At 61.2% G+C, this 25,969-nt stretch carries 25 protein-coding genes and 3 pseudogenes; 13 read left to right on the top strand and 15 right to left on the bottom strand.

Annotation, left to right across the window (positions count from 1 at the left end; all coding sequences use genetic code 11):
* Positions 1-74: 74 nt before the first annotated feature.
* Positions 75-1,187, top strand: a complete 1,113-nt coding sequence (locus AC07X9_RS23920) for a transglycosylase SLT domain-containing protein (protein WP_030092736.1) — start codon at positions 75-77, stop codon at positions 1,185-1,187.
* Between the two features lie 20 nt (positions 1,188-1,207).
* Here AC07X9_RS23920 and AC07X9_RS23915 read toward each other — a convergent pair whose 3' ends face one another.
* From AC07X9_RS23915 to AC07X9_RS23900, 4 genes are read right to left on the bottom strand one after another with little or no spacing between them, the layout of a single operon-like run.
* Positions 1,208-1,507 (bottom strand): hypothetical protein, encoded by a 300-nt coding sequence (locus AC07X9_RS23915; RefSeq protein WP_013041567.1) that lies wholly within the window; start codon positions 1,505-1,507, stop codon positions 1,208-1,210.
* Positions 1,500-1,742, bottom strand: coding sequence for a hypothetical protein (locus tag AC07X9_RS23910; protein ID WP_013041566.1), 243 nt, complete (start codon positions 1,740-1,742; stop codon positions 1,500-1,502). Before AC07X9_RS23910 ends, AC07X9_RS23915 begins: the two co-directional genes overlap by 8 nt.
* Positions 1,742-2,068 carry a helix-turn-helix domain-containing protein gene (locus AC07X9_RS23905; RefSeq protein WP_006964370.1) on the bottom strand — a complete coding sequence of 109 codons (327 nt, stop codon included), beginning with the start codon at positions 2,066-2,068 and terminating at the stop codon, positions 1,742-1,744. Before AC07X9_RS23905 ends, AC07X9_RS23910 begins: the two co-directional genes overlap by 1 nt.
* Positions 2,065-2,439 (bottom strand): type II toxin-antitoxin system RelE/ParE family toxin, encoded by a 375-nt coding sequence (locus AC07X9_RS23900; protein ID WP_013041565.1) that lies wholly within the window; start codon positions 2,437-2,439, stop codon positions 2,065-2,067. The genes AC07X9_RS23905 and AC07X9_RS23900 overlap by 4 nt, the downstream gene beginning before the upstream one ends.
* A 421-nt stretch (positions 2,440-2,860) precedes the next feature.
* Here AC07X9_RS23900 and AC07X9_RS23895 point away from each other — a divergent pair, with 421 nt between their 5' ends.
* Positions 2,861-3,217: a sigma factor-like helix-turn-helix DNA-binding protein gene (locus tag AC07X9_RS23895; RefSeq protein ID WP_083434665.1), complete on the top strand. Its 357-nt coding sequence runs from the start codon at positions 2,861-2,863 to the stop codon at positions 3,215-3,217.
* Here AC07X9_RS23895 and AC07X9_RS23890 read toward each other — a convergent pair.
* From AC07X9_RS23890 to AC07X9_RS23875, 4 genes are all read right to left on the bottom strand, one after another.
* Positions 3,214-3,603, bottom strand: coding sequence for a response regulator (locus AC07X9_RS23890; protein ID WP_014194371.1), 390 nt, complete (start codon positions 3,601-3,603; stop codon positions 3,214-3,216). The two genes, AC07X9_RS23895 and AC07X9_RS23890, sit on opposite strands and share 4 nt — an antisense overlap.
* Positions 3,604-3,849: 246 nt before the next feature.
* Complete coding sequence (locus AC07X9_RS23885) at positions 3,850-4,176, bottom strand: Rap1a/Tai family immunity protein (protein WP_223178489.1); 327 nt, start codon at positions 4,174-4,176, stop codon at positions 3,850-3,852.
* Positions 4,177-4,251: 75 nt separating this feature from the next.
* On the bottom strand, positions 4,252-4,656 hold the full coding sequence (locus AC07X9_RS23880; protein WP_228165648.1) for a PepSY domain-containing protein: 405 nt from the start codon (positions 4,654-4,656) through the stop codon (positions 4,252-4,254).
* Positions 4,653-5,543, bottom strand: a complete 891-nt coding sequence (locus AC07X9_RS23875; RefSeq protein ID WP_008603797.1) for a DUF1259 domain-containing protein — start codon at positions 5,541-5,543, stop codon at positions 4,653-4,655. The genes AC07X9_RS23880 and AC07X9_RS23875 overlap by 4 nt, the downstream gene beginning before the upstream one ends.
* Before the next feature lie 240 nt (positions 5,544-5,783).
* Between AC07X9_RS23875 and AC07X9_RS23870 the strand changes: the two genes are divergently transcribed.
* The 3 genes from AC07X9_RS23870 to AC07X9_RS23860 all read left to right on the top strand — a co-directional run bounded on the left by AC07X9_RS23870 (position 5,784) and on the right by AC07X9_RS23860 (position 8,805).
* Positions 5,784-6,662 carry a chromate resistance protein ChrB domain-containing protein gene (locus tag AC07X9_RS23870; protein WP_232307676.1) on the top strand — a complete coding sequence of 293 codons (879 nt, stop codon included), beginning with the start codon at positions 5,784-5,786 and terminating at the stop codon, positions 6,660-6,662.
* Between the two features lie 2 nt (positions 6,663-6,664).
* Positions 6,665-8,062, top strand: coding sequence for a chromate efflux transporter (chrA, locus tag AC07X9_RS23865; RefSeq protein WP_017184237.1), 1,398 nt, complete (start codon positions 6,665-6,667; stop codon positions 8,060-8,062).
* Between the two features lie 74 nt (positions 8,063-8,136).
* Positions 8,137-8,805 (top strand): superoxide dismutase, encoded by a 669-nt coding sequence (locus AC07X9_RS23860; RefSeq protein ID WP_017184236.1) that lies wholly within the window; start codon positions 8,137-8,139, stop codon positions 8,803-8,805.
* Between the two features lie 449 nt (positions 8,806-9,254).
* Here the strand turns inward: AC07X9_RS23860 and AC07X9_RS23855 are convergent, their stop codons facing one another.
* Positions 9,255-10,121, bottom strand: a complete 867-nt coding sequence (locus tag AC07X9_RS23855) for a recombinase family protein (RefSeq protein WP_086485392.1) — start codon at positions 10,119-10,121, stop codon at positions 9,255-9,257.
* A gap of 142 nt (positions 10,122-10,263) precedes the next feature.
* A complete protein-coding gene (locus AC07X9_RS23850; protein ID WP_062093919.1) occupies positions 10,264-13,173 on the bottom strand; it encodes a Tn3 family transposase in 2,910 nt (969 codons plus the stop codon).
* 137 nt (positions 13,174-13,310) lie between these two features.
* Between AC07X9_RS23850 and istB (AC07X9_RS23845) the strand changes: the two genes are divergently transcribed.
* A complete protein-coding gene (gene istB / locus AC07X9_RS23845; protein ID WP_062093922.1) occupies positions 13,311-14,051 on the top strand; it encodes an IS21-like element helper ATPase IstB in 741 nt (246 codons plus the stop codon).
* Positions 14,052-14,584: 533 nt separating this feature from the next.
* Positions 14,585-14,900: pseudogene (locus AC07X9_RS23840) on the top strand (hypothetical protein); the annotation flags it as partial.
* Positions 14,901-15,085: 185 nt separating this feature from the next.
* Here AC07X9_RS23840 and AC07X9_RS23835 read toward each other — a convergent pair.
* The 4 genes and pseudogenes from AC07X9_RS23835 to AC07X9_RS23820 all read right to left on the bottom strand — a co-directional run.
* Positions 15,086-15,346: pseudogene (locus AC07X9_RS23835) on the bottom strand (transposase); the annotation flags it as partial.
* 42 nt (positions 15,347-15,388) lie between these two features.
* A complete protein-coding gene (locus AC07X9_RS23830; RefSeq protein ID WP_066282962.1) occupies positions 15,389-15,970 on the bottom strand; it encodes a UPF0149 family protein in 582 nt (193 codons plus the stop codon).
* A 528-nt stretch (positions 15,971-16,498) separates the two neighbouring features.
* A complete protein-coding gene (locus AC07X9_RS23825) occupies positions 16,499-17,056 on the bottom strand; it encodes a hypothetical protein (protein ID WP_004213004.1) in 558 nt (185 codons plus the stop codon).
* Positions 17,053-17,658 carry a recombinase family protein gene (locus tag AC07X9_RS23820; RefSeq protein ID WP_086485403.1) on the bottom strand — a complete coding sequence of 202 codons (606 nt, stop codon included), beginning with the start codon at positions 17,656-17,658 and terminating at the stop codon, positions 17,053-17,055. Before AC07X9_RS23820 ends, AC07X9_RS23825 begins: the two co-directional genes overlap by 4 nt.
* Between AC07X9_RS23820 and AC07X9_RS23815 the strand changes: the two genes are divergently transcribed.
* Together AC07X9_RS23815 and istB (AC07X9_RS23810) are read left to right on the top strand one after the other, a co-directional pair.
* Complete coding sequence (locus AC07X9_RS23815; protein ID WP_010409293.1) at positions 17,657-18,772, top strand: DDE-type integrase/transposase/recombinase; 1,116 nt, start codon at positions 17,657-17,659, stop codon at positions 18,770-18,772. The genes AC07X9_RS23820 and AC07X9_RS23815 overlap by 2 nt on opposite strands.
* Positions 18,769-19,614: an IS21-like element helper ATPase IstB gene (gene istB / locus AC07X9_RS23810; protein ID WP_006949666.1), complete on the top strand. Its 846-nt coding sequence runs from the start codon at positions 18,769-18,771 to the stop codon at positions 19,612-19,614. Before AC07X9_RS23815 ends, istB (AC07X9_RS23810) begins: the two co-directional genes overlap by 4 nt.
* A 54-nt stretch (positions 19,615-19,668) precedes the next feature.
* On the opposite strand, the gene AC07X9_RS23805 is transcribed toward istB (AC07X9_RS23810), so the two are convergent.
* Entirely contained in the window at positions 19,669-20,163 is a 495-nt protein-coding gene (locus tag AC07X9_RS23805) for a TetR family transcriptional regulator (protein WP_006949668.1), read from the bottom strand.
* A 433-nt stretch (positions 20,164-20,596) separates the two neighbouring features.
* Between AC07X9_RS23805 and AC07X9_RS23800 the strand changes: the two genes are divergently transcribed.
* The 4 genes and pseudogenes from AC07X9_RS23800 to AC07X9_RS23785 all read left to right on the top strand — a co-directional run bounded on the left by AC07X9_RS23800 (position 20,597) and on the right by AC07X9_RS23785 (position 25,969).
* Entirely contained in the window at positions 20,597-22,819 is a 2,223-nt protein-coding gene (locus tag AC07X9_RS23800; RefSeq protein ID WP_086485402.1) for a TonB-dependent receptor, read from the top strand.
* A 218-nt stretch (positions 22,820-23,037) separates the two neighbouring features.
* Positions 23,038-23,298, top strand: a pseudogene (locus AC07X9_RS23795) (DDE-type integrase/transposase/recombinase); the annotation flags it as partial.
* 162 nt (positions 23,299-23,460) lie between these two features.
* Entirely contained in the window at positions 23,461-24,900 is a 1,440-nt protein-coding gene (locus AC07X9_RS23790; RefSeq protein ID WP_217884235.1) for a CehA/McbA family metallohydrolase domain-containing protein, read from the top strand.
* 304 nt (positions 24,901-25,204) lie between these two features.
* Positions 25,205-25,969 carry an IS6 family transposase gene (locus tag AC07X9_RS23785; protein ID WP_006949122.1) on the top strand — a complete coding sequence of 255 codons (765 nt, stop codon included), beginning with the start codon at positions 25,205-25,207 and terminating at the stop codon, positions 25,967-25,969.

The following is a 25,969-nucleotide window of genomic DNA, read 5'->3' as shown; positions in this document are numbered from 1 at the left end:
CGTGATGCGGGCGACATGGAGACGCCAGAGGATGAAGTTGCGGCCTTCGTCCAGAGAAGGGGGGACAGCTAATCATGGCCGCTGATCTGCCTCCGGTTGTCATAGAAGAACGGGTGCAATGCTCGATCGCGGCGGCGCTGCGCTATAACATTCCGGCGAACGTCATGCTGGCGGTCGCGGAACAAGAGAACGGTCGGCCCGGCGCGCGCGTCCAGAACACCAATAACACCGCCGATCTTGGCTCGATGCAGCTCAATTCCAGCTATATTCAATCGCTGGCACGCTACGGCATCCGGCCCGAATATGTGCTTGCGGCGGGGTGCTATCCCTACAACCTCGCTGCATGGCGTATCAGAAACCATATCCGGGATGACAAGGGCGACCTGTGGACGCGGGTTGCCAATTATCATTCCCGAACGCCGGTCCATAATGCCCGCTATCGGGCGCTGATTATGGCGAAAGGCGCACGCTGGGAGGCGTGGCTTTCCTCGCGCTATAATACCTACAGCGTGAACGGCGTGCCGGTAAGCGGCGGCGCTCCTGCTGCGCGATCGACCTCGATCCCACTCACGATCACGGCGGCCGACGCGACGGGCGGGGGCCAGCTCGCGGCGCAACCCGCGATCGTCCAGCCCGAAGGCAGCGCCGACGCCTCGGCGGGCTATGTCGCCTCGATCTTGGCCGCTGCGTTCAATGCTCGCATAACCGATACGTGGCGGGCGCTGGAAGCCAATTACGGGGCCGCCAACAGCTTTCACAAATATGGGCAGGCGGTGGATTTCGTGCCGCGTGCCGGGCTGCACACGATCACGCGCGAGCAAATCCGCGCCGTGATGGCGCAACATGGTATTCGCGTGGCGGAGCTGCTGGGGCCGGGGGACCGGGGCCATGCCGATCATTGGCATCTGGCTTTCTATACCGGCGATCAGACTCGGCCGCTCGATCGCGCTCAAATTGTCGTCGCCAGAGCGGAACGCGGGGTAGGGGGCCTAACCTCGGCGGCCGTGCAGCCGATGGCCAGCTATGAGGCTGCGCCAGCTCCACAAGCCCGCGTCATGGCGGCTCGGCCGAACGCCGCGCCTATTTCCGTTGCGGTGAATTTCCGGCGCGACATGCTGCATCCTTCGCCTACCGATCCCACGGCGGACCCGCGATTTATTCCGCGCACAATCACCGCCAGCAATTGAAGCGACGGCGCGCTAGGCGCTCAATTCGGCAAGCCGGTGTGGGCGCTGATCCCCATCCCGGCCAGCTCCTCAATGAGCCAGTCTCGAAAGTCCGAAATGGATTTCGCGCCTTCGGCCCTCAAGGCGGCAACGTCTTCCTCTTTGAAACTCCAATCGTCCTTGCCGATGTGGCGCAAGGCGCGCCAAACGCAATGCTTCTGATAGCTGTAGATCGCGCAACGGAGATACCCGCGAACGATCTTTTCCATAGCCGCATCGTCATTGCGGTGGCGATCTAGCAATGCGTCAAGGTCGGCTACGGACGGATTGGGATCAAGCATGGTCGGCCTCGATCTGTAGGGCGAGCTGGGCGAGGCGATCGGGAGCAAGCAAGTCGTCGGCCGCAAGGTCGATAGCGAAGGGTTCGCCGGGTTCGGGCGGCCGTCGATCGGCGGCGAAAGCGGCAAGATAGGGTTGCGCCGCGTCGGTTTCGATCCAGCGCCAGAAGGCAGGCCCTTGGCCGAATAGCCCGGCCTCGAACATATCGAGCCGGGCTTGCGCGAAATCATCGCACATTAGGCGAAGTGGATCACGGCCGATTCAGTGGTCCGCCCCTGCGGGCGCACGACAATATCGACCTTGCAGCCAAGCCGGGTGAGCATGGCTAGAAGCCGCTCAACCGAGACGCTGCGGAACTGGCCTCGCAGGATGCGCGACAATTCCGGTTGGGTAGATCCCGTAACCTTGGCGGCGGCGATCTGCGTCAACTTCCGCTCCTGCATGGCCTCGGCCACACGGGTAACGAGCTGGGCTTTCAAAAGGTGGGTGTCGGGGTCGGCAAAGCCTAGATCGGCAAAGACATTGCCGCTGCCTTCCTCAATGATTTCGTCCTGTGCGCTCATGCTGTGCCTCGCGGGGTCTGGTGTTGCCGGTGATGCTCCTCGGCGGATTTCAGCCGCGTTCGGATCAAATCCATATCGGCCTGCGGCGTGGCCTTGCCCTGCTTGGATTTCTTCTGGAAGGCGTGCAGGACATAGACCGCCTCCGCGAATTTGACCGTATAGACCGTGCGGAACGTATCGCCTTGGTGGTCGTCTATGATCTCGACCACGCCAGCGCCGCCAAAGCCCTTCAACGGCTTAGTGCTGGCGTGCTGCCCGCCTTGCTGCGCAAGGTGCAGGGCATAGCCCATTACGTCCTGCACATCGTCCGGGAACTCCCGAAAATCGCGCTTTGACGATGCCACCCATCGAACCGGCCGTTCCGTATCCATCGCGGCTATTATGCACAAATATACATAGCCCGCAAGCGGAAATTATGCGCGTATGTGCATATTGCCAGCTCGCTATGCCGATTGAGGCGACCGCGATCGGGGCGGCTCAATCGAGCGCCCTGCGCGACGAATGTATCAACGCCGGGGATGCAGGGCCGTAATTTTATGCTAGAGGCCCGGCGCGGCCCACGCCCCCCAATTTGTGCGGCCGTCCACTTCCGACGATGGCCCGCAAGGACTAGCCATCGTCGGAAGACCAACAAACAATCTAGCCGATGCCACGCGCCGCCCCTGTCCGGGCAGGCGAGGGCTGCTTGCCGTTGTAATAAAATTACTGCTCAATCTGGCCCTAGTTGCGCGTGCAATTTCCCTATTGTTGAGTCATCGTCCTCCCTACAGCGACCGAAAGGAGGACTAGGCTATGGTTGATTCTTCCAATATCTATCGAGAGCAACAGAAAGCGGTTGCCCTAGAGTTCATGGAAAAAGCTCTTGCGATACTCGTTGAGATCGATGATTCAGCCGCAGATTGTTATCTGCAACAATCAATAGATACGTGCATGGCGTCACCGCGCATGACATTTCCCGAAGATGAATTTTGGGATTGTGTTGATGAATTGCCACATTTGACCGATCGCGTCTTGTTCCTGCATCGGCAGAACGGGCTTTCGATCGAGCAAATCGCCAAACGACTAGGCATCGAGCAGAAAGAGGCGGCCGAACGGCTTTCCGTGGGGCTTGCCCTTGTTCGCGGCTCATTCAGCCTGATGGAGCATTAATCGCCGGAATCGGGGTGAGGAAGCATCTTGCCGAGCGTGGCGACCAATTCACCGGGCATGTAGGGCTTGGCGATATAGGCAGCGCCGTTCGGCAATTCGCCTGCACCTGGTCGCACGCGGCCAGAGGTAACGAGGACCGGCATGGACGGCCATCGGTCGCGGACGGCAGCGGCCAAGGCAAGGCCGGTCATCCCTCCGGGCATTTCAATATCGGTGAACACCGCGCCAATGTCATCGCGGCCGTCAAGGATCGCCAGAGCGTCCGCCGCCTCGCACGCCTCAAAGACGCGATAGCCCGCGTCCATAAGAATGTCGGCCGCCATCGTCCTCACTAGGGGTTCATCCTCCACAACCAGCACGGCCGCGCTGCCCGATCCTAATCCCATTTTCCCGGCTCCCCGTCCTTTTCGGCCTTCTCCTGTGCCGCATCACGCAACATTCCCGCCCAGCAAGGCGTCACCTCAAGGTTTGTGCGCCAGACAACGATTTGGCAGACATAATGCGAACATCGGCTAATTAGCGAGCTTGAGGCGCGACATGGGATCGTTGAGCTGGCGGAATTCACCGCCAGGCGGACGCTCCGCCTGCCCTCAAAGGCAGCCGCCGGGCAGGCTACGCCGCGGGGTACGATGCTACTGACATGGCCAAGCCTTCGCTAACGAGCGTTCAGCTCCGGCCACCATATGAACACTCATAAAATAGCTATTCTGCTCCGCCCAGCGTAAATATGCCGCGCGCAGCGCCGATCGGTCATAGCGTGGAGCGCGGCATTCCGCTTTTCGCGCGACGATCATCATGTCGAGCACGCCTTGGAGGTAAGCGCCGCATCGCGGCTCATTCGCTTGACAGCTTACGAACAACGCCGAGCCCGTCGCCGACGCGGGTTCGGTTTGGCCGATCGCACTATCAGGCAGGGCGGCCAAAGCGGCGCATAACAATATCCATCGTCTTGGCCGCATTTTCGTCTCCTATTCCGCAGTATCATTTCGGAAGGGGCGCACGGCCCTCGACGGCCGGCGCCCCGTGCTGATCCATCATTCGCGGCCGAGCACCTGGCCTTCGGGCGTGACGAACAGTTCGATCGTCTTTCCGTCGCTGTTCTTGCCCTTGATTTCATAGAGCGTGCTTCCGTCCGCCTTTCGGGTGACTTGCTCCGCTTTGCTTATTGACGCGAGTTGCGCGCGTGCCGCGTTCATCGCGGCCTCGGGCACCTGAGCAAGCGGGATGTCTCGTTCGCTGTGCTTGCCGATTATCCGGTTTTCGTTCGCCTCGTGGTTTTGCGCGATCGCCACGCCCGCGATCGCCAGCGCGGCCGCGCCCACGCCTGCGACAACAGTGAGAGTTCGTTTGCTAGCCATGTTCCATTCCACTTCCTGCATAAGGGCCGTGGGGTCGGGCGGGCGGCGGTTACGGCCCAATGAGCCGTCGTCCGAGTTCAACTCCTCTGATTGTTCATCCTGTCGAGCGCCGCGCGCAGCCCACGGGCGAGCTTGGCTGCGTCGTCGTTGGCCCAGAAGTGCATGAAGAACAGCCGCGGCTCGTCGTTTAGCATATGATTATGCAGCGCCGTGACCTCGATCCCGTTCGTCCGCAGCACGCGCAGGACCGGATCGACCTCGTTTGCGACAAGTACGAAATCGCCGGTGATGGCGGCTCGGCCGTCCCCGGTTGGCTGAAAGTTGATCGCGGTCGCCGTGCCCATCGTCGGCGGAGTCTCCATATCGCCGTCCATCAGCCGCTCGGCGCGCGGAAAGCTGTATTGGAGGATGCCACCGGCCGTCTTGCCCTCACCGCCCATCAACCGGTTGAGCGCGGCCACATCGAGGTCGAGCCGCGATGCGGCTGCGCTGGCCGAAGGCGATTGCGGCGCGGCGAGCGGGGTCCGACTGGCTGATAGCGCTTGCCGGAGCGCGGCCGCGAGCTTCACCGGGTCGCCGTGGCCGGCAATGTGCATGTACATGGTCGCAGGCGAAGAGCGGAGCAGGTGATTGTGGAGCGCGGTGATCGTAAAACCGCTTGCGAGCAGGCGGCTCAAAACGGGGTTCACCTCGTCGTGGGTCAGCACGAGATCGCCCATCACCATCGCCTCGTCGCCCATCGGCTGAAACGCCGCCCAAGAGCCGAGCGCGAGGGAGGGCTTGATCGTCACCCCATCCAGCGTGACGCTCAGGTCCGAACGCGGGAAGCTGTAGCGGTGAACGCCCCCCGGCTGTTCGGCCCCCGCTCGTCCTATCGCCCGGTCGACAGCCGACCAGTCCGGCGCTGCCCAAGCCGGGCTTGCCAGCAGGAGGCTGGCGAATCCCAAGGCGATGGTCTTTTTCAGCATAATTGATCCTTCATCAGCGCACTCGACACGGAAAGCCTCACGTCATGCGAGCGCGCCGCCGGCGAGCCGCGACATTGCGCTCCGGTTTCTTTCTTCGGGATAAGCAGTCCTATGCTCATGAGGCTTGTGATGCAACCCTTACACTTGTAGGCTAGTGACGATACAACTATGACAAACACACAAGCTTCCCCTTGGTTGCTCCTGATCCCGCAGCTTCCGGCTAAGCCTGCCTATTTGCGGGTGAAGGTCTGGCGGCGTTTGCAGGCGATCGGGGCCGCGCCGCTCAAGAACGCCGTCCATGCGCTCCCCAATCGCGAGGACACGCGCGCGCTGTTCGAAGAACTGCATCGCGAGATCACCGAAAATGGCGGCGAGGCGCTGATCCTCGAAGCGCGCCTTGTCGGCGGCATGGGCGATGCGGAGCTGCGCGGAGTGTTCGACGCTGCGCGTGACGCCGACTATGAGGAGTTGGCACGCGAGGCGCGCGCGCTGTGTGAGGGCGAGTATGTCGCGGCGGCGGATGTGGGCCGCCTGCGCAAACGCCTGAACGAGGTCGCCGCGATCGACTTTTTCGGTGCGCATGGTCGGCAGGCGGCACAGGCCGCCATCACCGAGGCGGACCGCCGCTCTCACCAACATCCCGATGTGAGCGGCCCCGGTGCGCCCGAGCTGACCCCGGCGGAGCTAAAGCGCCGCGTTTGGGTGACGCGCCGCCATGTCCATGTCGATCGCATCGCGTCCGCCTGGCTCATTCGCCGCTTCATCGACCCCGAGGCGAGCTTCAAGTTCGTCGAGGGCAAAGGATATGTGCCGGAGCCTGACGAACTGAGGTTCGACATGGCGGACGCTGAGTTCACCCACGAAGGCGACCGCTGCTCCTTCGAGACCTTGGTGTTCCTCACCGGTCTCGAGACCGACCCCGCGCTGCGGGCGCTCGGCGAAATTGTTCACGACCTTGATATTGCCGATGCTCGGTTCGAGCGCCCGGAAACTCCGGGAGTGAGCGCGCTTATCGCCGGCATCTGTGCCGGCACCGACGACGACGAGGAGCGGATCGCGCGCGGATCGACCGCGCTCGACGGATTCTATGCTCACTTCACCCGGCGAAAAGAGGACTAAAGATGGAGGCCAGCGCACGCGCTGAAATCGCAGTCGAGACGCTGCACGAGCACGGCATCAGCTTTGGCGAGGCGGTGCGCGTCTGGATCAGGGTCGCGCTGCTCAGCTTCGGCGGACCGGCGGGCCAGATAGCGGTGATGCATCGCATCCTGGTCGAGGAGAAGCGCTGGATCGGCGAGGAGCGGTTCCTCCACGCGCTCAACTATTGCATGCTGCTGCCCGGCCCTGAAGCGCAACAGCTAGCTGTCTATATTGGCTGGTTGCTCCATAAGACCAAGGGCGGCCTGGTCGCGGGCGCGCTATTCGTGCTGCCCGGCTTCCTCGCGATTTTAGGGCTCAGCTATGTCTATGTGCTGCTCGGCGAAGTGCCGCTGGTCGAGGGATTGTTCTTCGGATTGAAGGCCGCCGTGCTGGCGGTGGTGCTACAGGCGGTGGTCCGGGTGGGTTCGCGTGCCTTGAAGAACAACGTCATGCGCGGTTTTGCCGCGCTGGCGTTCGTCGCGATCTTCGTGCTCGACGTGCCCTTCCCGCTGATCGTGCTTGCCGCCGCGCTGATCGGCTTCTTCAGTGGCCGCGCTGGTTACGCCGCATTCAAGGGCGGCGGCGGACATGGTCCCGCCGGCGCTGAGATAATCCACGACCGCGACACCGCTCTTGGCGAGGGCCTTCCCGACCATGCCCGGCCGAACCTCTCTTGGTCGCTGCGCATCTCCGGCGTCCTGCTGCTGCTCTGGCTCGGGCCGGTCGCAGCGCTGCTGTTCGCGTTCGGCCCCGACGACGTGTTCAGCCGCATCGCCACCTTCTTCAGCCAGATGGCGGTGGTGACCTTCGGCGGCGCCTATGCGGTGCTCGCCTATGTCGCGCAGGAGGCAGTCGAGACCTATGGCTGGCTCCAGCCCGGCGAGATGCTCGACGGGCTCGGCATGGCCGAGACCACGCCCGGGCCGCTGATCATGGTGACGCAGTTCGTCGGCTTCCTCGCGGCCTTCCGCGAAGCGACCGGGCTGCCGCCGCTCGTCGCCGCGACCTTCGGCGCAATCCTCACCACCTGGGTTACCTTCCTGCCATGCTTCCTGTGGATCTTCGCCGGCGCGCCATTCATCGAGCGGCTGCGCGGCAACCGCGCATTGTCGGCCGCGCTTTCGGCGATCACCGCCGCAGTGGTCGGCGTGATCCTCAATCTGGCGGTCTGGTTTGGTATCCACACTCTGTTCGAGCAAGTCCGCGAAGTGCCGTTCGCAGCCGGCACCATCGATCTCCCAGTCCTAACGTCCGTCAACTGGCCGGCGCTGGCGCTCGCGGTGGGTGCGATACTCGCCATGTTCCGGTTCAAGGCCGGCATGCTGCCGGTGCTCGGCGTCTGCTCGGTCCTCGGGGCCGCATATGTAATGATCATCTGAAGGAGTGACGCGTGACGATCGACCATCTTTCCCGACGCAGTGCAATCGCAACTCTTGGCATCGGAGCCGCCGCCATGACTATCAACGAAGCCTCTGCGCAGACGCCGGCCGCAGCGCCGGCGGCTGTCCCCGCCTTTGCCGGAAATCATCAGGTCAAGCCGCTCAGGTTCAATCCCGCCAGGCTTCACGGCCTCTCCGAAAGGCTGATCACATCGCACCACGAGAACAATTATGCGGGCTCGGTCAAGGCCCTGAATATGATCGAGACACGACTTGCCGCCGCGCTCGCTGACACGGACCTGCCGCCGGTGGTCTATGGCGGATTGAAGCGCGAGGAGCTGCACCGCACCGGCTCGGTCGTGCTCCATGAGGTCTATTTCGACGGGCTCGGCGGCAACGGCCAGGCAGCCGGTTCCATCCGCGACGCGCTGGGCGCGGCGTTCGGCTCGTTCGACCGCTGGGAAGCCGACTTCCGCCGTACCGGGATGAGCCTTGCCGGCGGATCGGGCTGGTGCGTGCTCGTCTACAATCTCCACACGCGCTCGCTGCACAACCATTGGGCGTGGGATCATATGCACGGTGCGATTGCCGGCGTGCCGCTGCTCGCGCTCGATATGTACGAGCACAGTTTCCACATGGATTACGGCACCGCCGCCGCCAAATATGTCGACGCCTTCTTCCGCAACATCGACTGGGAAGTGGTCGACCGGCGCTATGCCGCGGCTTTGCGCGGCGGCGGCTGAACCCGACCGCCGTGGCTTAACACCCACTGCTGCGCGACACCTGAGTTCGCGACCACAAAGGGGACAGGTCCGATGGGGAGATGCAACAATGACATCCGGCCCGAACATCGCTCTTCTTTGGCGTGGGCAAGCAGCCGAGTGGACGCATCGCTTTCATGAAGCCCGGCAGTGGCCGATAATGCAGGCCTTGCGGGCGCTCGGGGCGACCGCAAGGCCTGTACTGTACAGGGACGAGGCGGTTCGCGAGATTCGGGACGAGCTGCTGTCGTGCGACGCAGTGCTGGTCTGGGTGAATCCGTTGGACATTTCAGGCGACCGCTCGCAGCTCGATCCAATGCTGCGCGAAGTCGCGGGGTGCGGCGTTGTCGTCAGCGCGCATCCTGGCCCAGTCGGCCCGAAGCTGCGATTTTGGCCAGGTTGAAGAACGAACACTGAACGCTTGATTGATTCTACCAGGACCGTTGCTGACCACCGACCTCGTAGATATCGGCTTCCATGGAGCAATTGTAGCTCTCTGCGATGTTGAACATCTCGGAGAGGAGGCTTTGGATTTCCTCATCAAGGGAAATGCCATCCGGATCGGGGTCATAGGCGACGGTCAGTTTGTAATCACAATTGCCGTTTTTTACCATGGCGTAGTCGCGTTCCAGCATCGCCTCAATCCGCTCCCGAGCGGGTTTTCTACCTCTTCCACGCTTGTTGAAGTTCTCGATAATCAGATGCAGGGCGATGCTGGCAGTGGGCGGCTTTTCCGGCAGTTTGGTCTGTGACGGAATAATGTCGAGCGCCCGATAGACGGTCATTCGTGAGACCTTCAGGTCGCGGGCAACGCGGGCCTTGCTGGCGCCGGCGGCAAGGCGACGGCGGATTTCATCGTCATCGACGTTCTTCTTCCGGCCTTTGTAAACGCCTTCGGCGCGCGCCGCTTCGATCCCGGCGCGCTGACGATCCTTGATGAACTTCAGCTCCATATCGGCGACCATGCCGAGTATGGTGATGACCATTCGCCCCGTGTCGCCCGCCGTCGTCACCTCTGGCTCAAGGATGCGCAGCGAAGCTCCCTTTTCATCAAGCTCATGCACCAGGTTCAGGACATCGCGCGTGGAGCGGCCGAGCCGGTCGAGCCGCAGCACGACCAGCTCGTCGCCGGTGTGCATAAACTGCATGATCGTTTCCAGTTCCGTGCGCCCGCTCCGCGAGGCCCCCGATCCGGTCTCGGAACGGATAATTTCGCAACCTGCATTCTTGAGGCGGCCAATCTGGATATCCAGATCCTGGTCCGTGGTGCTGACGCGGGCATATCCGATACGAGCCAAGTGCAAAATCCGTCACATTAGGGTGGCTCTTGCAGTGTATCGTCACATTGAGCGCAAACCCACCCTTTTGTGACAGACGAATGGTGTCACTCGGCCCTATCACTCTGGGGTGTACCCAAATGTTATAGGCCGATCAGCCGCCTCACGCTGCAAGCCGTCCAAAATCAATCCGGTCGTTCAGGTCGAGGTCGAAGCGGCCATAAGGGTTCACATGACTGTAGATCAACGGCGTGAGACCACGATAATCTTCCGGCGTCATCCGCCCCGCCCACTTCGGCTCAACCAGTACGATCTGAAGCATGCGGGTGTTCACATACACCAGCGACGCTTGCAGGAGGTGTAGCGCCAGAACGGAGATTTCCTGCTCATGGATGCGGTTGGTGGCGATCTCGCCGCCCTTGCCGAAGAACACGAAACCATTAGCGCCGTTCCAGTTCTCAACCACATTCAGCCCTTCGTGGATCTCGCGGCGGAATGCCTCCTGACGCAAATACCGGCATAGGAAGATTGTTTTGACCGCGCGGCCGAGTTCACTCAGCGCCTTGTAGGTCGGGTGCATCACTTCGGCTCTGGCAAACCGGAGCAGGATCGCTTCCGGATCGGCGGTGCGCGATTGCATGGCAGCGGCATATTTGACCATTTCGTCATATTGTTGCTCGATCTCGTCCCAGTCGATCGGGCTGGAGAGGATCGGCAGTAAATTGGAAAGCCGCGTGCGCATGCCGGCTTGGGGAAGGGCCAGTTTCTGGCGTGCCACTGCTTTCAGCCGCGGGGCAAGCTCAAATCCAAGGAGTCGGCAGAACGCAAAGCCGACTGCGCTCTGGCCGTGGCTATCGACGTACTGGCGCTGGATTTCCATGTCGGTGCAATGGCGTAGCACGCCTTCGATCATGGAGGCGACCTCCGAGGAAGAGCACCGCTTGAGCTGGGAATAAACGCAGGTCGCGCGCTTCTCCACATGCCAGTAGATCATGACGCCACGGCCGCCATAGCGGGCGTGCCATTCCGTCATCAGGTTGCGGTCCCACGCGCCGAACTTCGTTGAATCGGACGCGCATGCCGTGCCCGCATCTCCCCATACTGCGGCATTGCGGATTGCCAGTGTCGCGTTTGCTACCCGCGCGCACGCCTCCCTCAGCGCTGGCGCGTGGATGAAACGGCGATGGACATGCAGCAATTCCTCGTAACTGACATCGGGTGTTGCGCCAGCGACCCGCTTGAGCCCGGCGTTCGTGCCCAAGCCATAGAGACACAGCAAAAGACGCTGAGCCAAGGCTGCTTTCGACAGGGTAACCCGCGAGGCCGACGTTTCGAAAGCATCCATCAATCCCGTGTCCAGAGCAGCCTCTTTCAACACGTCCAGCAGTCCGGTCATCGGCCAGCGCTGACCGATCTCGCTTTTGATCGAAGCGAGACCCTTCGGTTCGGGCAAGGGCTTGAACGGTGTAATCGATATCCGGTTGTCGCCGCGCCACAGGAGCCGGACCTTGTCGTTTTGTGGAATATTGGCATTGAGGAGCAACAGTTCCCGTTCAAGCTCCTCCCGGATCGAGGCGCAAAACGCCTGCGCATCTGGCGTCAGGCTGAGGCCGGAATAGTACGCATCTCGCCTGATCTCGAAGTCCTTGGGAAGATCGTCATCGGGATTGCGATAGCGATCCGCCCCGACCACCCAGATTTCTTTGGAGCGGATGCGGTCGCGCAGTTGCGTCAGGACGCAAAGCTCATAGCTGATCCGGTTTACCCGCCCATCGTCATCAATGACGGAACTGCGCCATCGCGCTGGAATCACCTCATCGATCGGAACATCCTGCAATGGCACGAAGCGGCATCCGCCATCCACCTTGCTCCTGATCCAGTCGAGGGCCGCCAGGACCGGCCGCCACACCGCGTTGTTCGACCGGAACTCAAGTACGGAAAGCAGGCTTGGCAGCATGCGCCGGTAATGATTGGCCCAGGAACCACGCATCACCTTGTAGATGCGCCGGTCCAGAGCGCCCTTCGCATGGCTCTCCTTGACGATCGCCGCCAGCTTGGCCTTACCGGCGATCGGGAAAATGACATCGCAGATGCGCCCCGATGGTTCATTGATCGAGGCGCTGGCGATCTCGACCAGCAGGCGCTCCTTTCCATAGACCCGCTCGATGTCTTTCGCGATATCGCCCACCACCTTGCGTTTCGAGCGCGTTCCGATCTTGTGAACGGTTTCGATCAGCAGGTCGATCATCGCGTCAGTGAGTTGCGCCTCCCGCGACATTAGATAAATCGCATAAAGGCCGAGCTGTCGCGCCGGCGCATGCCGGCGCATCTCCGAGGCCTTTTCACCGGCAACGCGGCGAACAATCTGATCGACCCATGGCTTGCCCGTAGCCGTCAGGAGATCATGGGGAAGATCAAGTCTCTGGATAAAGGCGAGTTTCTCGGTCACGTCGAGAATGTTGTCGAGCGTTGCCTGTCCGGCGTCACCCTTCATCCTGTTGAATCCGGTCGAGCTGTCCGGATCGGCAAGCGAGGCTTCCAATAACGCCACCGCATCTGACGAAAGCCGATCACTGGTTCCGATCAGCCAGGTGTCCAGATAATCTTGCCGTTGTGAGCGAACGACACGTTCAAGCTCCTTGCGCGACGGCCCATAAATACGCCGGTCCCGGCACCACAGGAAAACATGCTCAAGCATGGCATTGATCGACTGGCCGCCCGGGCACAGCTCGCCAGCAATCCATTCCGTCAATTGCGCGCGATCCACCCGCTTCATGCGGTGATATCCAAGATGGATCAGGATCTCCGCACAATGCCGTCGTGCTGTCCGACTGGAAAAGTCATAACCGGCTATCTCGCCAGCCTCGACACCGAGTTGCTCGGCCAGATACGAGAGGCCATCGGTAGGGATTGAGCCGGGATCGATCGCGAAAAACCCCAGGGAAGCGAAGAATTTCAGCTGCGCGGCGAGGCCAAGGCGCGTCAGGGCCGGCTTCGAATTTACAAAATCAATATCGGCAAAGCTCAGGCTCCATCGTCCGATCAAATCCCCGCCCGGAATACTCCGATCCATCAACCCACTCCCTATGATGGAGCGAACTGTCCTCTTCTATGATTTCCATCGTCAATACCGAATGCCACGTTCCCAAAACGTTCTCCGACTTGGCCAAAATCGCAGCTTGGGGCCGACTGGGCCTGAAAGGAACGACGATGCTTCAACATCCCACTCTCGACCGGCTGAACACGATGGGACTGGCCGGTATGGCCAAGGCATATGGTGAGCTCGCCGCCAACGCCGAGGCCGACAGGCTTACGCATCCCGAATGGCTGGCGCTGCTGCTCGATCGTGAATGGAGCTTCCGCCATGACCGCAAGCTCGCCGCGCGGTTGCGGTTCGCTAAGCTGCGCCACCAGGCATCTCCCGAGGACGTCGACTATCGCAGCCCACGCGGGCTCGATCGCGCCTTGTTCATGAAGCTCGTCGCCGGCGAATGGATCGCCGCTCGCGACAATCTGGTCATCACCGGACCGACCGGCGTCGGCAAGAGCTGGCTCGCCTGCGCGCTCGGTCACAAGGCCTGTCGCGACGACCGTTCGGTCCTCTACCAGCGCGTCCCCAAGCTGTTCTCCAATCTCGCGCTGGCGCGCGGTGACGGCCGACACGAGCGCTTCCTCAGGAAGCTCGGCAGCGTCCAGCTGCTGATTCTCGACGACTGGGGCCTGGAACCGCTCGATGCGCTCGCGCGCCACGATCTGCTCGAGATCCTCGAGGAACGCTACGGCCGTCGTTCGACCATCGTCACCAGCCAGCTTCCCATAGCCAGTTGGCATCATGTGATAGCGGACCCGACTTACGCCGACGCGATCCTGGATCGCCTGGTGCACAACGCTCATCGCCTCGATCTCGACGGCGACAGTATGCGGCGATCGAAAAATACGCCGGACGCTTGACGGCAGCCGCGAACGACACAACAACGAGCATTGCCGAAAGGCCCCGCTTCCGAGGGGGCGACTTCATCTCGGAATCAGGGGGCGTAATCATCCCGGAAACGGGGGGCGACTTCATCGGAATCGGCAAGCAACCCCATTGCGGATACGGAACAATAAACAGATTTCGTGAGATAATGCACCTTCAGTCTCCCCCTCCGATGCGGGCGCGTATCGATGTCGCGCTTCCGCATTTTGCGTGCACCCGTGGCCGGGCACACCAATACTAAGTGCGTCAGTGTGACATCGCGCCTTCCCCGATATCCCCGACACCTCAGTGCGCGGCTACGTCCCAAACGCACACGATTCCAGTTTATGAACTGTATAATCAATATTGATCAGGGAAATAGGAAGGCTGCCGCTTCATCCGAGATATTCATCCGTGTCTCCATCAGCGAAGAGACGCAGATGAACCCCGGTAGGCATTGATGATGTAGCCGCCCCCCGACGGCCTTGATGTGCCAACGTGGGTCTTCAATCGATGGAGGAGAGCGGTGATGTCGGAGATTGTTACGATCGGGCTGGATCTGGCGAAGAGGGTATTCCAAGTCCACGGGGCTGACGGAACTGGTCATGCTTGTCAACGGCACAGTAATTTTCCCCGGAACGGGGCATTTTACTCTGCCATCAACACATGCTATCGTGCGCAAGAAGCTGAGCCGGGATCAGGTGCTTTCCTTCTTCAGCGCGCTTCCACCCTGCACGGTCGCCATGGAGGCCTGCGGAGGGTCACATTATTGGGGCCGGGAGATAGCCCTGCTGGGCCATGAGGTTCGCCTGATCCCGCCGGGGTATGTGAAGCCTTTCGTAAAGTTATGCTGAGGTGAGCATAACTTCACTAGCAGGCTGTTGAAGAAGTAGCCGAGAGGGCGCGGGGGCTGCGGGCTACGGCTTTCGGCGGTCCTATTCGGGCCAGCGATCTTCCTTCCACGGCCTGTCTGGGCGGTGACCCCGGGCGGGGCGAGGGAGACGGCCAGCATCGGGTGCGGGCGAGCCGCTCATGCGGTCGCTCCGAGCAGCTTGGGCAACCGGATCAGATTATAGGCGGCCGCCGCGAAGGTGAACGACCAGTCGACCTTCTGGAGGCCGCGGAGCTTGGTTCGTCGCAGGCCTGCGACGGTCTTGATCCAGCCGAACGCCTCCTCGATCCGCTTGCGGACGCGCAGGCTGGCTGCGTAGCCGGCGTGGCGAGTGGTGCGGCGATCGATCGCCGAACGTCTGCGGCTGACGTTCTGGGCGACGTGCGGTCGGACGTTCAGTGGTAACCGCTGCTTCGACCCCACGTGGGATGTGGAGAGGCTTCAGTGTACGGTCAGGGTTCTTGCAAAGGCACACTGATCATGGATGAAGGAGATGATCTGGGGGATCATCCGCCAGGTATCTGCAAGAGCCTGATTTGCGAGGGGATCCTGGAGTTGGTCGATCCATGATGTGCCGTCGATGATCGTGCTTTGGCCAAGGATCGCTACAAGCGGGAGGCCGAACTCTCGATCAGACACGAAGGGCTTCCATGCGTCCATGTCCAGATGCATTGCAGTGAAGAAGCCATTGGCGAAGTCTTCCAGCAGGACCTCGCCGTCCTCGGTCCGCATATAGATCGGCGCATAGACCTCAGGGCACTCGGCAAGCTCGATGCAGATCTGGTTGTAGCGCTTGAGGATCGTTCGGCGTGCGAGCGCCGATCGGGCGCTTTGGACGTGTTCGCGCAGGATGCTCTTGAGCCATATGTCCGGATTGATGATGGACGGGCCGGCAGCCAACGCCGCGAGGAAGCCATCGATCGAGGAGACACCGGCGACCGGCGGATCAAGCGTATCAAGCCAAATTTCGAGCTGCTCTAATGAGAAGGTTCTGCCGGATGCGGTTTGACGTTTGAAGCTCATGCTGCCAGCGCTTCTAGCCGATCAGTCGCAGGGCGCCAGTTCCATGCCAACAGGCTGTGCAGATCGTTGATCATTACCTCTTCATTCAGGGGTCGGTTCCGGCTGAGGGCGAAATGACACCCTAAGCGAAACGGCAAGAAGGGGTGGGGAGCGGACATCGCGCCCCCGCCTTGCGTCATCCTGAACTTGTTTCAGGATCCATCGGGCGATTGGTGCCGGAGCGTGGTGGCTCGTGCCGCCATCTCGGTTGGCCGATCATAAACTGGGCTTTCGGATTGATGGACCCTGAAACAAGTTCAGGGTGACGGCTGATTTGGGGTGGGGCGCGGTCATCCGTCATCCCGGCGCATGCCGGGACCGTGGGCAAGTCTTGAGGCGATAGCTATCGCCAGGGCGCCCGGACGTGAGGCTGCTTCTAAAGACAGCCCACGGTCCCGGCATGCGCCGGGATGACGACCATTGGGAACGTCTGCAACGGGGCGGATGCTGCCCTTCACCATTCCGCCGGATGGATGTCGATCAAATGGATCAAATGTCAGTGAGATCCTCAGGGTACATCCCACCGCGCTGGCAGAAGAGAGCCCATGTTTCCTTCCCCTGTGCGGTTACGATCATGCGAACCGGTAAATCGACTGCGAGCGCGATAAGGCCGAGGCGGACAAGCGGGCCAATGCTCCTATCGCTGATCACCCTGTCAGGGGTGTACCCTCCTGCCACGAGTGTCCATCCGGGCGTTCCGCGTTCGGTAATAGCCGGAGCGAGATGGCCGTCACGTGGGAGATCGGTATCGCGGCCCAGGGTGTATAGGCAGATACTCCAGAAGGCATCTCGCGGTCGTGGTGGGATCAACGCCCATTCCAGCGGGCCGGCATCATCCTGTTCGGGCGCTTGAACGGCTGCGGCCGGGTCGTCCCGGACTCCATCGCGGTACGCGCGCTCTAGCGCCTGCGCGATGGCGCCAGCAGTGTCGACGGCGATCCCGTACTTCCGATTGTAGCGATCCTTGGCGACAATGCCTCGGGCGATTTCGCGAAACCGCGCCTTGCGCCGGGGATCGGGACGCAGCCGTCCAGACGCCCCGGTCATGTCGTCACCGTGACATCAGGGCTCACGTTACCCCGTGCGCGAGCCACGATCCCGGCGACCGTGTTCTTGCTGAGTCCCAGGTCGCGAGCGATCCAGCGATAGCTCCGCCCCTCGGCGATATGCGCCAACACTTTGGGCGCGAGGCGGTCCGACTTGGGTCGCTCCCCCAGTTGCCGGCCGAGTTTGCGGCCACGTGCCCGCGCTGCAGCAAGGCCAGAGCGGACCCGCTCGCTCAGCATGTCGCGCTCGAACTGGGCTATACCTGCGAGCATCGTCGCCATCATCCGCCCATGCGGCGTATCGACCTCGAACGTCATGCCGCTCATCGCGACCACCGACACGCGCCAGCCCGACAGCCGGTTGAGTGTATCGAGCAGGTCCTGGGTCGAACGCCCCCAGCGACTGAGTTCGGTAACGAGGATCGCATCGATATGGCGTGCCTGCGCCAGCTTCATCACCTCAGCCCGCGCCGAACGGTTTGCCTTCATGCCCGACGCGGTTTCGCGGAAGACCTCGACCACTTCATAGCCGCCACGCTCGGCAAAGCCGGCCAGGTCGCGGAGCTGCCGTTCGCACGACTGGTCGGCTGTCGAAACGGGCATGTCGGATTTCTTTGACGCCCGCGATCTGAAGGTCACCATCTCCGGCAATCCGAGCCCGCACCTGATCTATCACTTCGCGCTGGTCTATTCCGGGTGGGAGCATGCCGAGGTCGTGCTGGGAGGAGAAAGCTTCACGGCGCTGGCCTGCGGCCTTCAGAATGCGCTGTGGCAGCTTGGCGGCGTGCCGCACGAGCATCGCACCGATAGCCTCTCCGCGGCGTTCGCCAACCTGGAGCAAGATGCCCAGGAAGATCTGCGGACCCGCTATGCCGCCCTGTGCGCCGATTACCAGATGGAGCCCACCCGCAACAATCGCGGGGTCGCCCATGAGAATGGGTCCATAGAAAGCCGTCATGGTCACCTTAAGGATCGGCTCGATCAGGCACTCCAGTTGCGCGGGACACGTGACTTCGCCTCCATCGAGGACTGGCGCACGTTCCTCGCCCAGATCGTGGGCCGCCACAATGCCCGGCGGCGCGATGCCTTGCGCATCGAAGCTGAGCACCTGCGCCCGTTACCTTCACGCCGCAGCTGCGATTATGATGAAGCTACGGTGCTCGTCACCTCATCGGGCGGCTTCGTGCTGCGCAAGGTCTTCTACACCGTGCCTTCCCGGCTCATCGGCCATAGCCTGCGAGCCAGGATCTTCGATGACCGGATCGACCTTTATCTGGCCGGGCAGCCCATCGAGACCCTGCCACGCGGGAGGGCGCCCGATCGCGGACGGGGCGGTCATGACCACGTAGTCAATTATCGGCACGTGATCCACAGCCTGCGTACCAAGCCCCACGCGCTGGCAAACCTTGTCTATCGCGACAAGCTCTTCCCTCGCAGCGAATATCGCCGCTGCTGGGATGCTCTGGAGGGTGCGCTTCCCAAAGCCGCCGCATGCCGCAGCATGGTGGGGCTGCTGTGGCTTGCGCATGACCAGGCCTGCGAGGCTGAGCTCGCCGCGACCCTGACCGGCATACTCGATGGCCAGGGTTTACCCGATCTGAGGGATCTGCAGGAGCGCTTCCAACGCCCCGGCAAAGAGCCGGCCGATGTGGTCGTCGATATTCCCCAGCCTGACACATACGACGATCTGCTCACCGCCAGGGAGATGGCCGCATGAGCATCACTGTCGACACCGCCCAGCTGCCCATGTTGCTTGGCACGCTGCGTCTGCCCACCATTGCCCGTCTCTGGCCGGACTTCTGTTCACGAGCGGACAAGGAGGGGTGGCCGGCTTCGCGCCTGCTGGCAGCCTTGGCCGAACTGGAACTCGCCGAACGCGAACAACGCCGGATCCAGCGCCATCTTACAGAAGCACGGCTGCCTCCCGGCAAGACCCTGGATGCCTTCGACTTCAGCCTCGTTCCCACCTTGAGCAAGGCCCAGGTCATGGCTCTGACCCAAGGAGATGCCTGGCTCAAGGCGGGCCACAATCTTCTGGCATTTGGTCCGCCCGGTGCCGGCAAGAGCCACGCCGCAGCCGCCATCGGCAACGAGCTCGTCGCGCGCGGATACCGGGTCTTCTTCACCCGAACCACCGATCTCGTCCAGCGTTTGCAGGCCGCACGTCAGTCCCTGACCTTGACCCAGGAGATCGCCAGGCTCGACCGCTTCGACCTGCTCATCCTCGATGACCTGTCCTACGTCCGCAAGGACCAGGCAGAGACCAGCGTCCTGTTCGAACTCATCTCTGCCAGATACGAAAGGCGCTCCATCATGATCACCGCCAACCAACCATTCAGCGGTTGGGATTCCATTTTTTTGGATAAGGCAATGACTGTCGCTGCCATCGACAGGCTCGTTCACCACGCCACTATCCTGGAAATGAACGTCGAGAGCTATCGCAGGCGATCCGCCCTGGCCTCAGCGACATCGCTCCGCGACAGTGCTCCTGATCCAGCGACATCGCCCAGCGACATCGAAACCATGCCAGCGACATCGCTGCGCGACAACGCCTCTTGATCCAGGCCAACCTCGTGTGACACTATCCCCAACGTCACCGCTGACACATCACCATCAATGTCGCTGACCAGTCACCGACGATGTCGCGCTACACGCATCCACGCTTTCGCCATGGCGGATTGCCAGATCGCGCCAGAACGCCGTTTCAGCGAACATTTCCTCGCGCAGCGCCTCTTCGATAGCGGTCTGACCGCTGGCGACGGCCTCGTTCTCCAGTTCCTGCAAAAGTGCCATCACCATACGGCCGGTGCTCAACCGATCCTGCAACAGCGACGTGAACACGTGATCAAGCTCGGCCCACCTCGGGGCACCCTCTTCCTGTAAAGCGGCCTGCGACTGCCGCCAGCGGCTAGATACCGCGATAGCCTTGAACGCGATCTGCGCGATGAGCCGCTCGCGATTGCCGATGTGGTAATTGATTGCCGACGGGCTCATTCCTGTCTTTCGCGCCAGACTTCGTGCGCTGAGCGCTGCCAGACCGCTCTCTTCGGCAAGGTCATACGCGGCCTCACTCATCCGCTCTGCCTGGGGCGAGGCTTCATCGGACATATATCGCAAGCGACTCAAACCTGACACCCTTCTGTACAGCCGTTCGAATTAAGCTCCGCCCGAATTCGGCTGGCTTTCCCAATCTAGATAGAGCCTCACCACACCGTTGCCAAGTTTGCTCCCTGAGCAGGACGGCATCGCGCATATCGCTTCGCCGACGGCGCATCCGCACAGGATACCCACGAGCGTTTCTCCGGCTGTCATAGAAGATTCACACGATACACCTACCTGTACAGCCGTTCGATTCGGGCAGGGGGTCCTATGAAGTATTCACACATCCATCGATGGGCGGGGTCCCGGCGTATGCCGCAACGGCCTGTCGTCTCCGACTAGGCCCCTCATTGTCCTGAGCGACGCGAGATCCACCCCCGATCCGGGCGGTGGCCGATGTCGCTCGCCCTCTTCTGACATACATGTTCCAAGGACTGATTTCATGGCCAGCTCATCGCAGCACAAGTTCCGCCGCGTTCATCTGCTATCCTCCGCCTTCGCTTCCCTGACGATCGCGGCTCCCCCGGCTTACGCCGCCGACGATCCTGTCGAGGCAGGTGGCGACATCATCGTCACGGCCCAGAAACGCGACCAGCGGCTGATCGATGTTCCATCGGCAGTCAGCGTCCTGTCTCCAGAGGCACTGCGCGAAGCGGGCGTCAAGGACTTGGTGGACGCGTCCCGCCTGACGCCGGGCGTGGTCGTTTCACCGCAAATCGCCGGAGGTCGCACCATCCAGACATTCACCATCCGCGGGATCGGATATGACGATTTTCGCCCTAACGGGAATCCCTCCGCAGCGGTGAGCGTCGACGGGGTCTATCAAGGTTCGGCCGCCCTCGTCGGAGGGCAAATGTTCGATGTCAGTCGCATCGAGATACTCAAGGGACCGCAAGGCACGCTCTATGGCCAGAACACCACTGCCGGTGCGGTCAACATCATCTCCAATCAGCCCGGCAATACACTTCAGGGGAACGCTCGTGTCGAGTATGGTCGCTTCAATTCCTGGCGCGCGGAAGCCGCGATAGGCGGCCCGCTGCTCGACGGAGTGAAACTGCGTCTTGCCGGCGTGTACGACAAGACCGACGGCTTCATCACCAATACTGGCACCGCCGGTCGCAGCGGTTCCGCAGTGCCCGCCCTGCCACCTCTCACCGACCCCGGCATCGACCACAAGGCCGGTCGCTCGAAATACTATGGCGGTCGCGCGATCCTGGTTCTGGAACCGAATTCTGGAACGCGCATCACCCTGAACGCGCATGCGTTCCGCGAAGTCGGAGCAGTACAGTATCTCGAGCGGACCGCCACGCTTGGCGGCATCGAGCCGAATGCGCCATATACCGTTGATTCAGCACTTCCCCCGGAACTGAGGAAATCCAGCTACGGCGGATCCTTCACGCTGAACCAGACGATCGCCGACGATGTGCTGCTAGTGGCAATTTTGGGCTACGAACATCTCAAGCAGCATTACACAAGCAATGCCGACATGTCGCCATTGCGCCGCAACGACGCGACCTGGGACGATCGTGTCGCGCAAGGTACCGCCGAGTTGCGCCTTCAAAATGCATCGCCCGGACCGATCGACTGGGTGCTCGGCGCTAACATCTATCGTGATAACGTTCGGATGGAAAGCGAGCTGGATCTCGCCGACGCACTGCGAACGATCATAGGGACCGACTACACGCAGCGCCGTCGTAGCCTCGCGGGATTCGCCGATGGTAGCATTAAGCTGGGACATGGATGGAAAATCGGTGCCGGCGCTCGGTACACCCGGGACAGGACCCAGTTCCGCGGATCGACAATTGATCTCGATCCCTACGGGGTGAGTCTCGCGCCTGTCGCCTGGCCGCCCTTGCCGCTGATCTTCGACCGCAAGTTCTCCGACAGCAGCGTGTCAGGTCGCCTGAACCTAAGTTACGAGGTGTCCCCGTCCACGACTGCCTACGCCTCGATCAGCAAGGGTTTCAAGTCGGGTGGTTTTGACGGATCGACTTCATTAACCCTGGCAGAGACCGACCCATTCCAGTCGGAGCGTGTGTGGACTTATGAAGCCGGCGTGAAGTTCCTCCCGCGCGGCGGTCCGGTGCAGATCGAGACTTCCGTATTTTATAACGACTTCAGCAATCTGCAGGGCAGTCTCAACAAGCTGGTGGGCGGCCTCCCCTCGAACATCAGGACCAACGTTGGAAGTGCCCGTACCTTCGGTGCCGAGGCCAACATCACGGTTCGTCCGTTCGACGGCCTGGAAATACAAAGTGGCGTGTCGCTGCTTGAAAGCAGGATTCTCGAAATGGATTCCGATGATCCTGCCGAGCGCGAGCGCAGAATTGGCAATGCGCTCCCGTTCGCGCCCAAGCTGACACTGACGGGTGCGGTCCGTTACACGTTCCAGGCCGGAGAAAACTTTACGATTACGCCATCCATCAATGGTCGATTTATTGATAACTACTTTACCGAACTCGACAACTACCAGGATGTCAAAGGGTATTTTCTGGGCAATGCGCAGCTGGAAGGAAAGTTTTCCGACCACCTCACCGTGACCGGCTGGGTGCGCAACTTCACCAATAAAAGATACGCGACGACCCTTTACGTGGCTCTGCCCGTCTACGCGGCATTCCGCGGCGCGCCGCGCACTTATGGCGTTTCGCTCGGCTACACTTTCTGATCAGCCAACCAACATACAAGCAACTATTGGAGTTTAACATGACCCTCCTTGGCCATTGGACGCGGCAAATTGCGTTCTCATCGGTGGCGGCTATGGCGCTCGCTGCCGGGACAGCCGCCCAGGCGAACAGCCATGACGATAGTTTCACGATCGCGGTGTTGCCCGACACGCAAAACTATATCGACTACACACACCAGAAGGTCGAAGGATTTCCGTACAACGTGCTCGAGGCCGACCACGGCAAGCTGAAGATGCTGATCAAGCCGGTACGTGGCTTCAAGTCGATGCCAACGGCCTACGCCACGATCAAGGGCTTCGAGGTCATGCGCGCCCTACGCAAAGGACAGGCCCAGGCATGGTGCCTGCAGCCAGGTATCATGGGGGAGGTGCGCCTGGTTGAAAGAGCATTCGGAATTGGACCCTCGGCCCTGACCGAAACCATGATTATGCTCAATAAGCATTTCGCCAATGCTGCCTAATCCCCCAACTGGGTGACGCCGCGCGGCCGTGCCCCATGTTTGCAACAGAGCCAATCAATTCATCCCAGGAACAGAAACATGCTTCGAAACGCCACGAGATCATCAGCCGCTCTGGTCCTCGTTTGCTTGCCGGTATTTGCCGTTACCGCGCACGAACGTCATATGCACAGCATCGATGTGCCGGCGCCGCAGCCGGGCGCCGATGCCGGAGAAGCGCGCTGGCTGGCGGGCGATCATCACACTCACAGTCGCTTTTCGACCGGCTATGACGAAAAGGCCGACCCGCCGACGCCGACCGTGGGCGGTGATGCGATATACCCGATTCCCATGAACGCCCTGATGGCGCGCAAATTCGGTTTGGACTGGATGGTGGCGACCGATCATGGCGGCCCCAATCATAGCAAGGTCAACCACGACCACGCCTATCCCGAACTGCTGCGATCACGACAGCTGGTGCCGGAATTGGTGCAATTCTTCGGCATGGAATTCGATACGCCCGGAGCGGATCACAGCAGCATCATCGTTCCGGCAGGTGACGACGAGGCCGACCGGTTGCGCGAGCTGGAGAAGGGCTACGGCGCCCGTGAGGCGTGGCCCCGCGATCCGTCGCGCAACAGTGAAGGGCGAATGCTGGACGCATTGCGGACAATGGATGCACAACAGCCAAAGCCTGTTCTTTTCGCACACCATCCCTCGAGGTCCGCAACCGGCATGGGCAAATACGGCCTGACCACCCCTTCCAAATTGCGTGGCTGGAACGATACCGCGCCGGAAGTCGCCATCGGGATGGAAGGTGCGCCGGGCCATCAGGCCGCCGGTCAGGTCGGCGAAAGTGTCGGCCCTTCGCGCTATGCGGCCTATTTCGGCGATGCGATCCCGCGCGGGGCCTATGGCGATTTCCCGACCATGGGTGGTTTCGACCAGATGACCGCGCGGCTTGGCGGCTTCTGGGATTCCATGCTGGGTGAAGGACGACGCTGGTGGATTACCGCCAACTCAGACTCACACATCAACTGGACCGAAGGCGGTTTCGACTTCTGGCCTGGCGAATATTCGAAGACTTATGTCCACGCGCCAAAGAACCCCGCATCGATCATCGCCGCCATGCGCGCCGGACGCATTTTCGTGACTACAGGCGATCTCGTGTCGGAACTTGAGATTCTGTTGGGAACAGGCGCCGATGCGCGTCCGATCGAATTCGGTTCCACCATAAATGCAGGCAATGGTGAGCCGCTTCACCTTACGATCCGCTTTCGGGATCCCGACGGATTGAATGCCAATGGCGACAATCCTGCCGTTCACCATATTGACCTGATCCGCGGATCGGTGGGCACGAAATCCGCCGATCCGAATCTTGATCGGAATCCGAGCACGCGCGTCGTGGCGCGCTTTACCGAGGCGGAATGGAAGCGAGAGGGCGAATGGCGCGTGATCGAAACGGCTCTCGAACCGGTCGCAGGCGATGAATATCTCCGTCTGCGCGGGACGAATACTGAGGATGCCGAGCCGGCGCCCGATGCCGAGGGCGAAGACGCATGGACTGATCTCTGGTTTTATTCCAACCCGGTTTTCCTTGGCTCGTCGATGCGCCGCAACCCCTAGGAGCATTTCCACTGCCATTGGCAAAGATCCTAATACGGCAATTGGCCCCGACAGCCGATGCTCATTCTGAACTTATTGCGGTGGATGCCCCCGGGTTTGTATGGCCAGGATAGAATTGATATCCCGATGGCTGACATAGGTCGTGAGGAACGGCACGCAATTCTGCGGATTGATGCCCGTTCGGTACCATTCGAGGTTTCTGTTCACGACCATCGAGTGGCGCAGGTCATGCACACGCGGGCTCTGTTGCAAACTCTGACACGGTTTCCAAGATTGGGCTCATGTACTGTCAAGGTCAGTTGCGATGAACGATTTCAAAGGACGGCATTTTACCGGCGAGGTCATCCTATGGGCGGTGCGCTGGTATTGTCGATACGGCATCAGCTACCGTGATCTCGAGGAAATGCTGTCCGAGCGTGGGATCGATGTCGATCATACGACGATCTATCGCTGGGTGCAGCGCTACGCGCCGGAGATGGAGAAGCGTCTCCGCTGGTTCTGGCGGCGCGGCTTTGATCCGAGCTGGCGTCTGGATGAGACCTACGTAAAGGTGCGGGGCAAATGGACCTACCTGTACCGGGCGGTCGACAAACGGGGCGACACGATTGATTTCTATCTGTCATCGACACGCAGCGCCAAAGCGGCGAAGCGCTTTCTGGGCAAAGCTCTTCGTGGCCTGAAGGACTGGGAAAAGCCGGCCAAACTCAATACCGACAAGGCACCCAGCTACGGCGCAGCAATCGCTGAGCTGAAACGCGAAGGCAAACTGGCGGCGGAAACCGAGCACCGGCAGGTGAAATATCTGAACAACGTGCTCGAGGCCGACCACGGCAAGCTGAAGATGCTGATCAAGCCGGTACGTGGCTTCAAGTCGATGCCAACGGCCTACGCCACGATCAAGGGCTTCGAGGTCATGCGCGCCCTACGCAAAGGACAGGCCCAGGCATGGTGCCTGCAGCCAGGTATCATGGGGGAGGTGCGCCTGGTTGAAAGAGCATTCGGAATTGGACCCTCGGCCCTGACCGAAACCATGATTATGCTCAATAAGCATTTCGCCAATGCTGCCTAA

This window comes from Sphingobium sp. GW456-12-10-14-TSB1 (assembly GCF_059424385.1).
Note: the sequence above shows the minus strand (reverse complement) of the source record. Positions and strands in the feature narration are given on the sequence as shown.

Bases quoted from the DNA above. Each gene is read 5' to 3' on its own strand.
- AC07X9_RS23920 (WP_030092736.1), top strand. From the start codon at position 75: ATGGCCGCTGATCTGCCTCCGGTTGTCATAGAAGAACGGGTGCAATGC.
- AC07X9_RS23915 (WP_013041567.1), bottom strand. From the start codon at position 1,507: ATGCTTGATCCCAATCCGTCCGTAGCCGACCTTGACGCATTGCTAGAT.
- AC07X9_RS23910 (WP_013041566.1), bottom strand. From the start codon at position 1,742: ATGTGCGATGATTTCGCGCAAGCCCGGCTCGATATGTTCGAGGCCGGG.
- AC07X9_RS23905 (WP_006964370.1), bottom strand. From the start codon at position 2,068: ATGAGCGCACAGGACGAAATCATTGAGGAAGGCAGCGGCAATGTCTTT.
- AC07X9_RS23900 (WP_013041565.1), bottom strand. From the start codon at position 2,439: ATGGATACGGAACGGCCGGTTCGATGGGTGGCATCGTCAAAGCGCGAT.
- AC07X9_RS23895 (WP_083434665.1), top strand. From the start codon at position 2,861: ATGGTTGATTCTTCCAATATCTATCGAGAGCAACAGAAAGCGGTTGCC.
- AC07X9_RS23890 (WP_014194371.1), bottom strand. From the start codon at position 3,603: ATGGGATTAGGATCGGGCAGCGCGGCCGTGCTGGTTGTGGAGGATGAA.
- AC07X9_RS23885 (WP_223178489.1), bottom strand. From the start codon at position 4,176: ATGCGGCCAAGACGATGGATATTGTTATGCGCCGCTTTGGCCGCCCTG.
- AC07X9_RS23875 (WP_008603797.1), bottom strand. From the start codon at position 5,543: ATGCTGAAAAAGACCATCGCCTTGGGATTCGCCAGCCTCCTGCTGGCA.
- chrA (WP_017184237.1), top strand. From the start codon at position 6,665: ATGGAGGCCAGCGCACGCGCTGAAATCGCAGTCGAGACGCTGCACGAG.
- AC07X9_RS23860 (WP_017184236.1), top strand. From the start codon at position 8,137: ATGACTATCAACGAAGCCTCTGCGCAGACGCCGGCCGCAGCGCCGGCG.
- AC07X9_RS23850 (WP_062093919.1), bottom strand. From the start codon at position 13,173: ATGGATCGGAGTATTCCGGGCGGGGATTTGATCGGACGATGGAGCCTG.
- istB (WP_062093922.1), top strand. From the start codon at position 13,311: ATGCTTCAACATCCCACTCTCGACCGGCTGAACACGATGGGACTGGCC.
- AC07X9_RS23830 (WP_066282962.1), bottom strand. From the start codon at position 15,970: ATGAGCTTCAAACGTCAAACCGCATCCGGCAGAACCTTCTCATTAGAG.
- AC07X9_RS23825 (WP_004213004.1), bottom strand. From the start codon at position 17,056: ATGACCGGGGCGTCTGGACGGCTGCGTCCCGATCCCCGGCGCAAGGCG.
- AC07X9_RS23815 (WP_010409293.1), top strand. From the start codon at position 17,657: ATGTCGGATTTCTTTGACGCCCGCGATCTGAAGGTCACCATCTCCGGC.
- AC07X9_RS23820 (WP_086485403.1), bottom strand. From the start codon at position 17,658: ATGCCCGTTTCGACAGCCGACCAGTCGTGCGAACGGCAGCTCCGCGAC.
- istB (WP_006949666.1), top strand. From the start codon at position 18,769: ATGAGCATCACTGTCGACACCGCCCAGCTGCCCATGTTGCTTGGCACG.
- AC07X9_RS23805 (WP_006949668.1), bottom strand. From the start codon at position 20,163: ATGTCCGATGAAGCCTCGCCCCAGGCAGAGCGGATGAGTGAGGCCGCG.
- AC07X9_RS23800 (WP_086485402.1), top strand. From the start codon at position 20,597: ATGGCCAGCTCATCGCAGCACAAGTTCCGCCGCGTTCATCTGCTATCC.
- AC07X9_RS23790 (WP_217884235.1), top strand. From the start codon at position 23,461: ATGCACAGCATCGATGTGCCGGCGCCGCAGCCGGGCGCCGATGCCGGA.
- AC07X9_RS23785 (WP_006949122.1), top strand. From the start codon at position 25,205: ATGAACGATTTCAAAGGACGGCATTTTACCGGCGAGGTCATCCTATGG.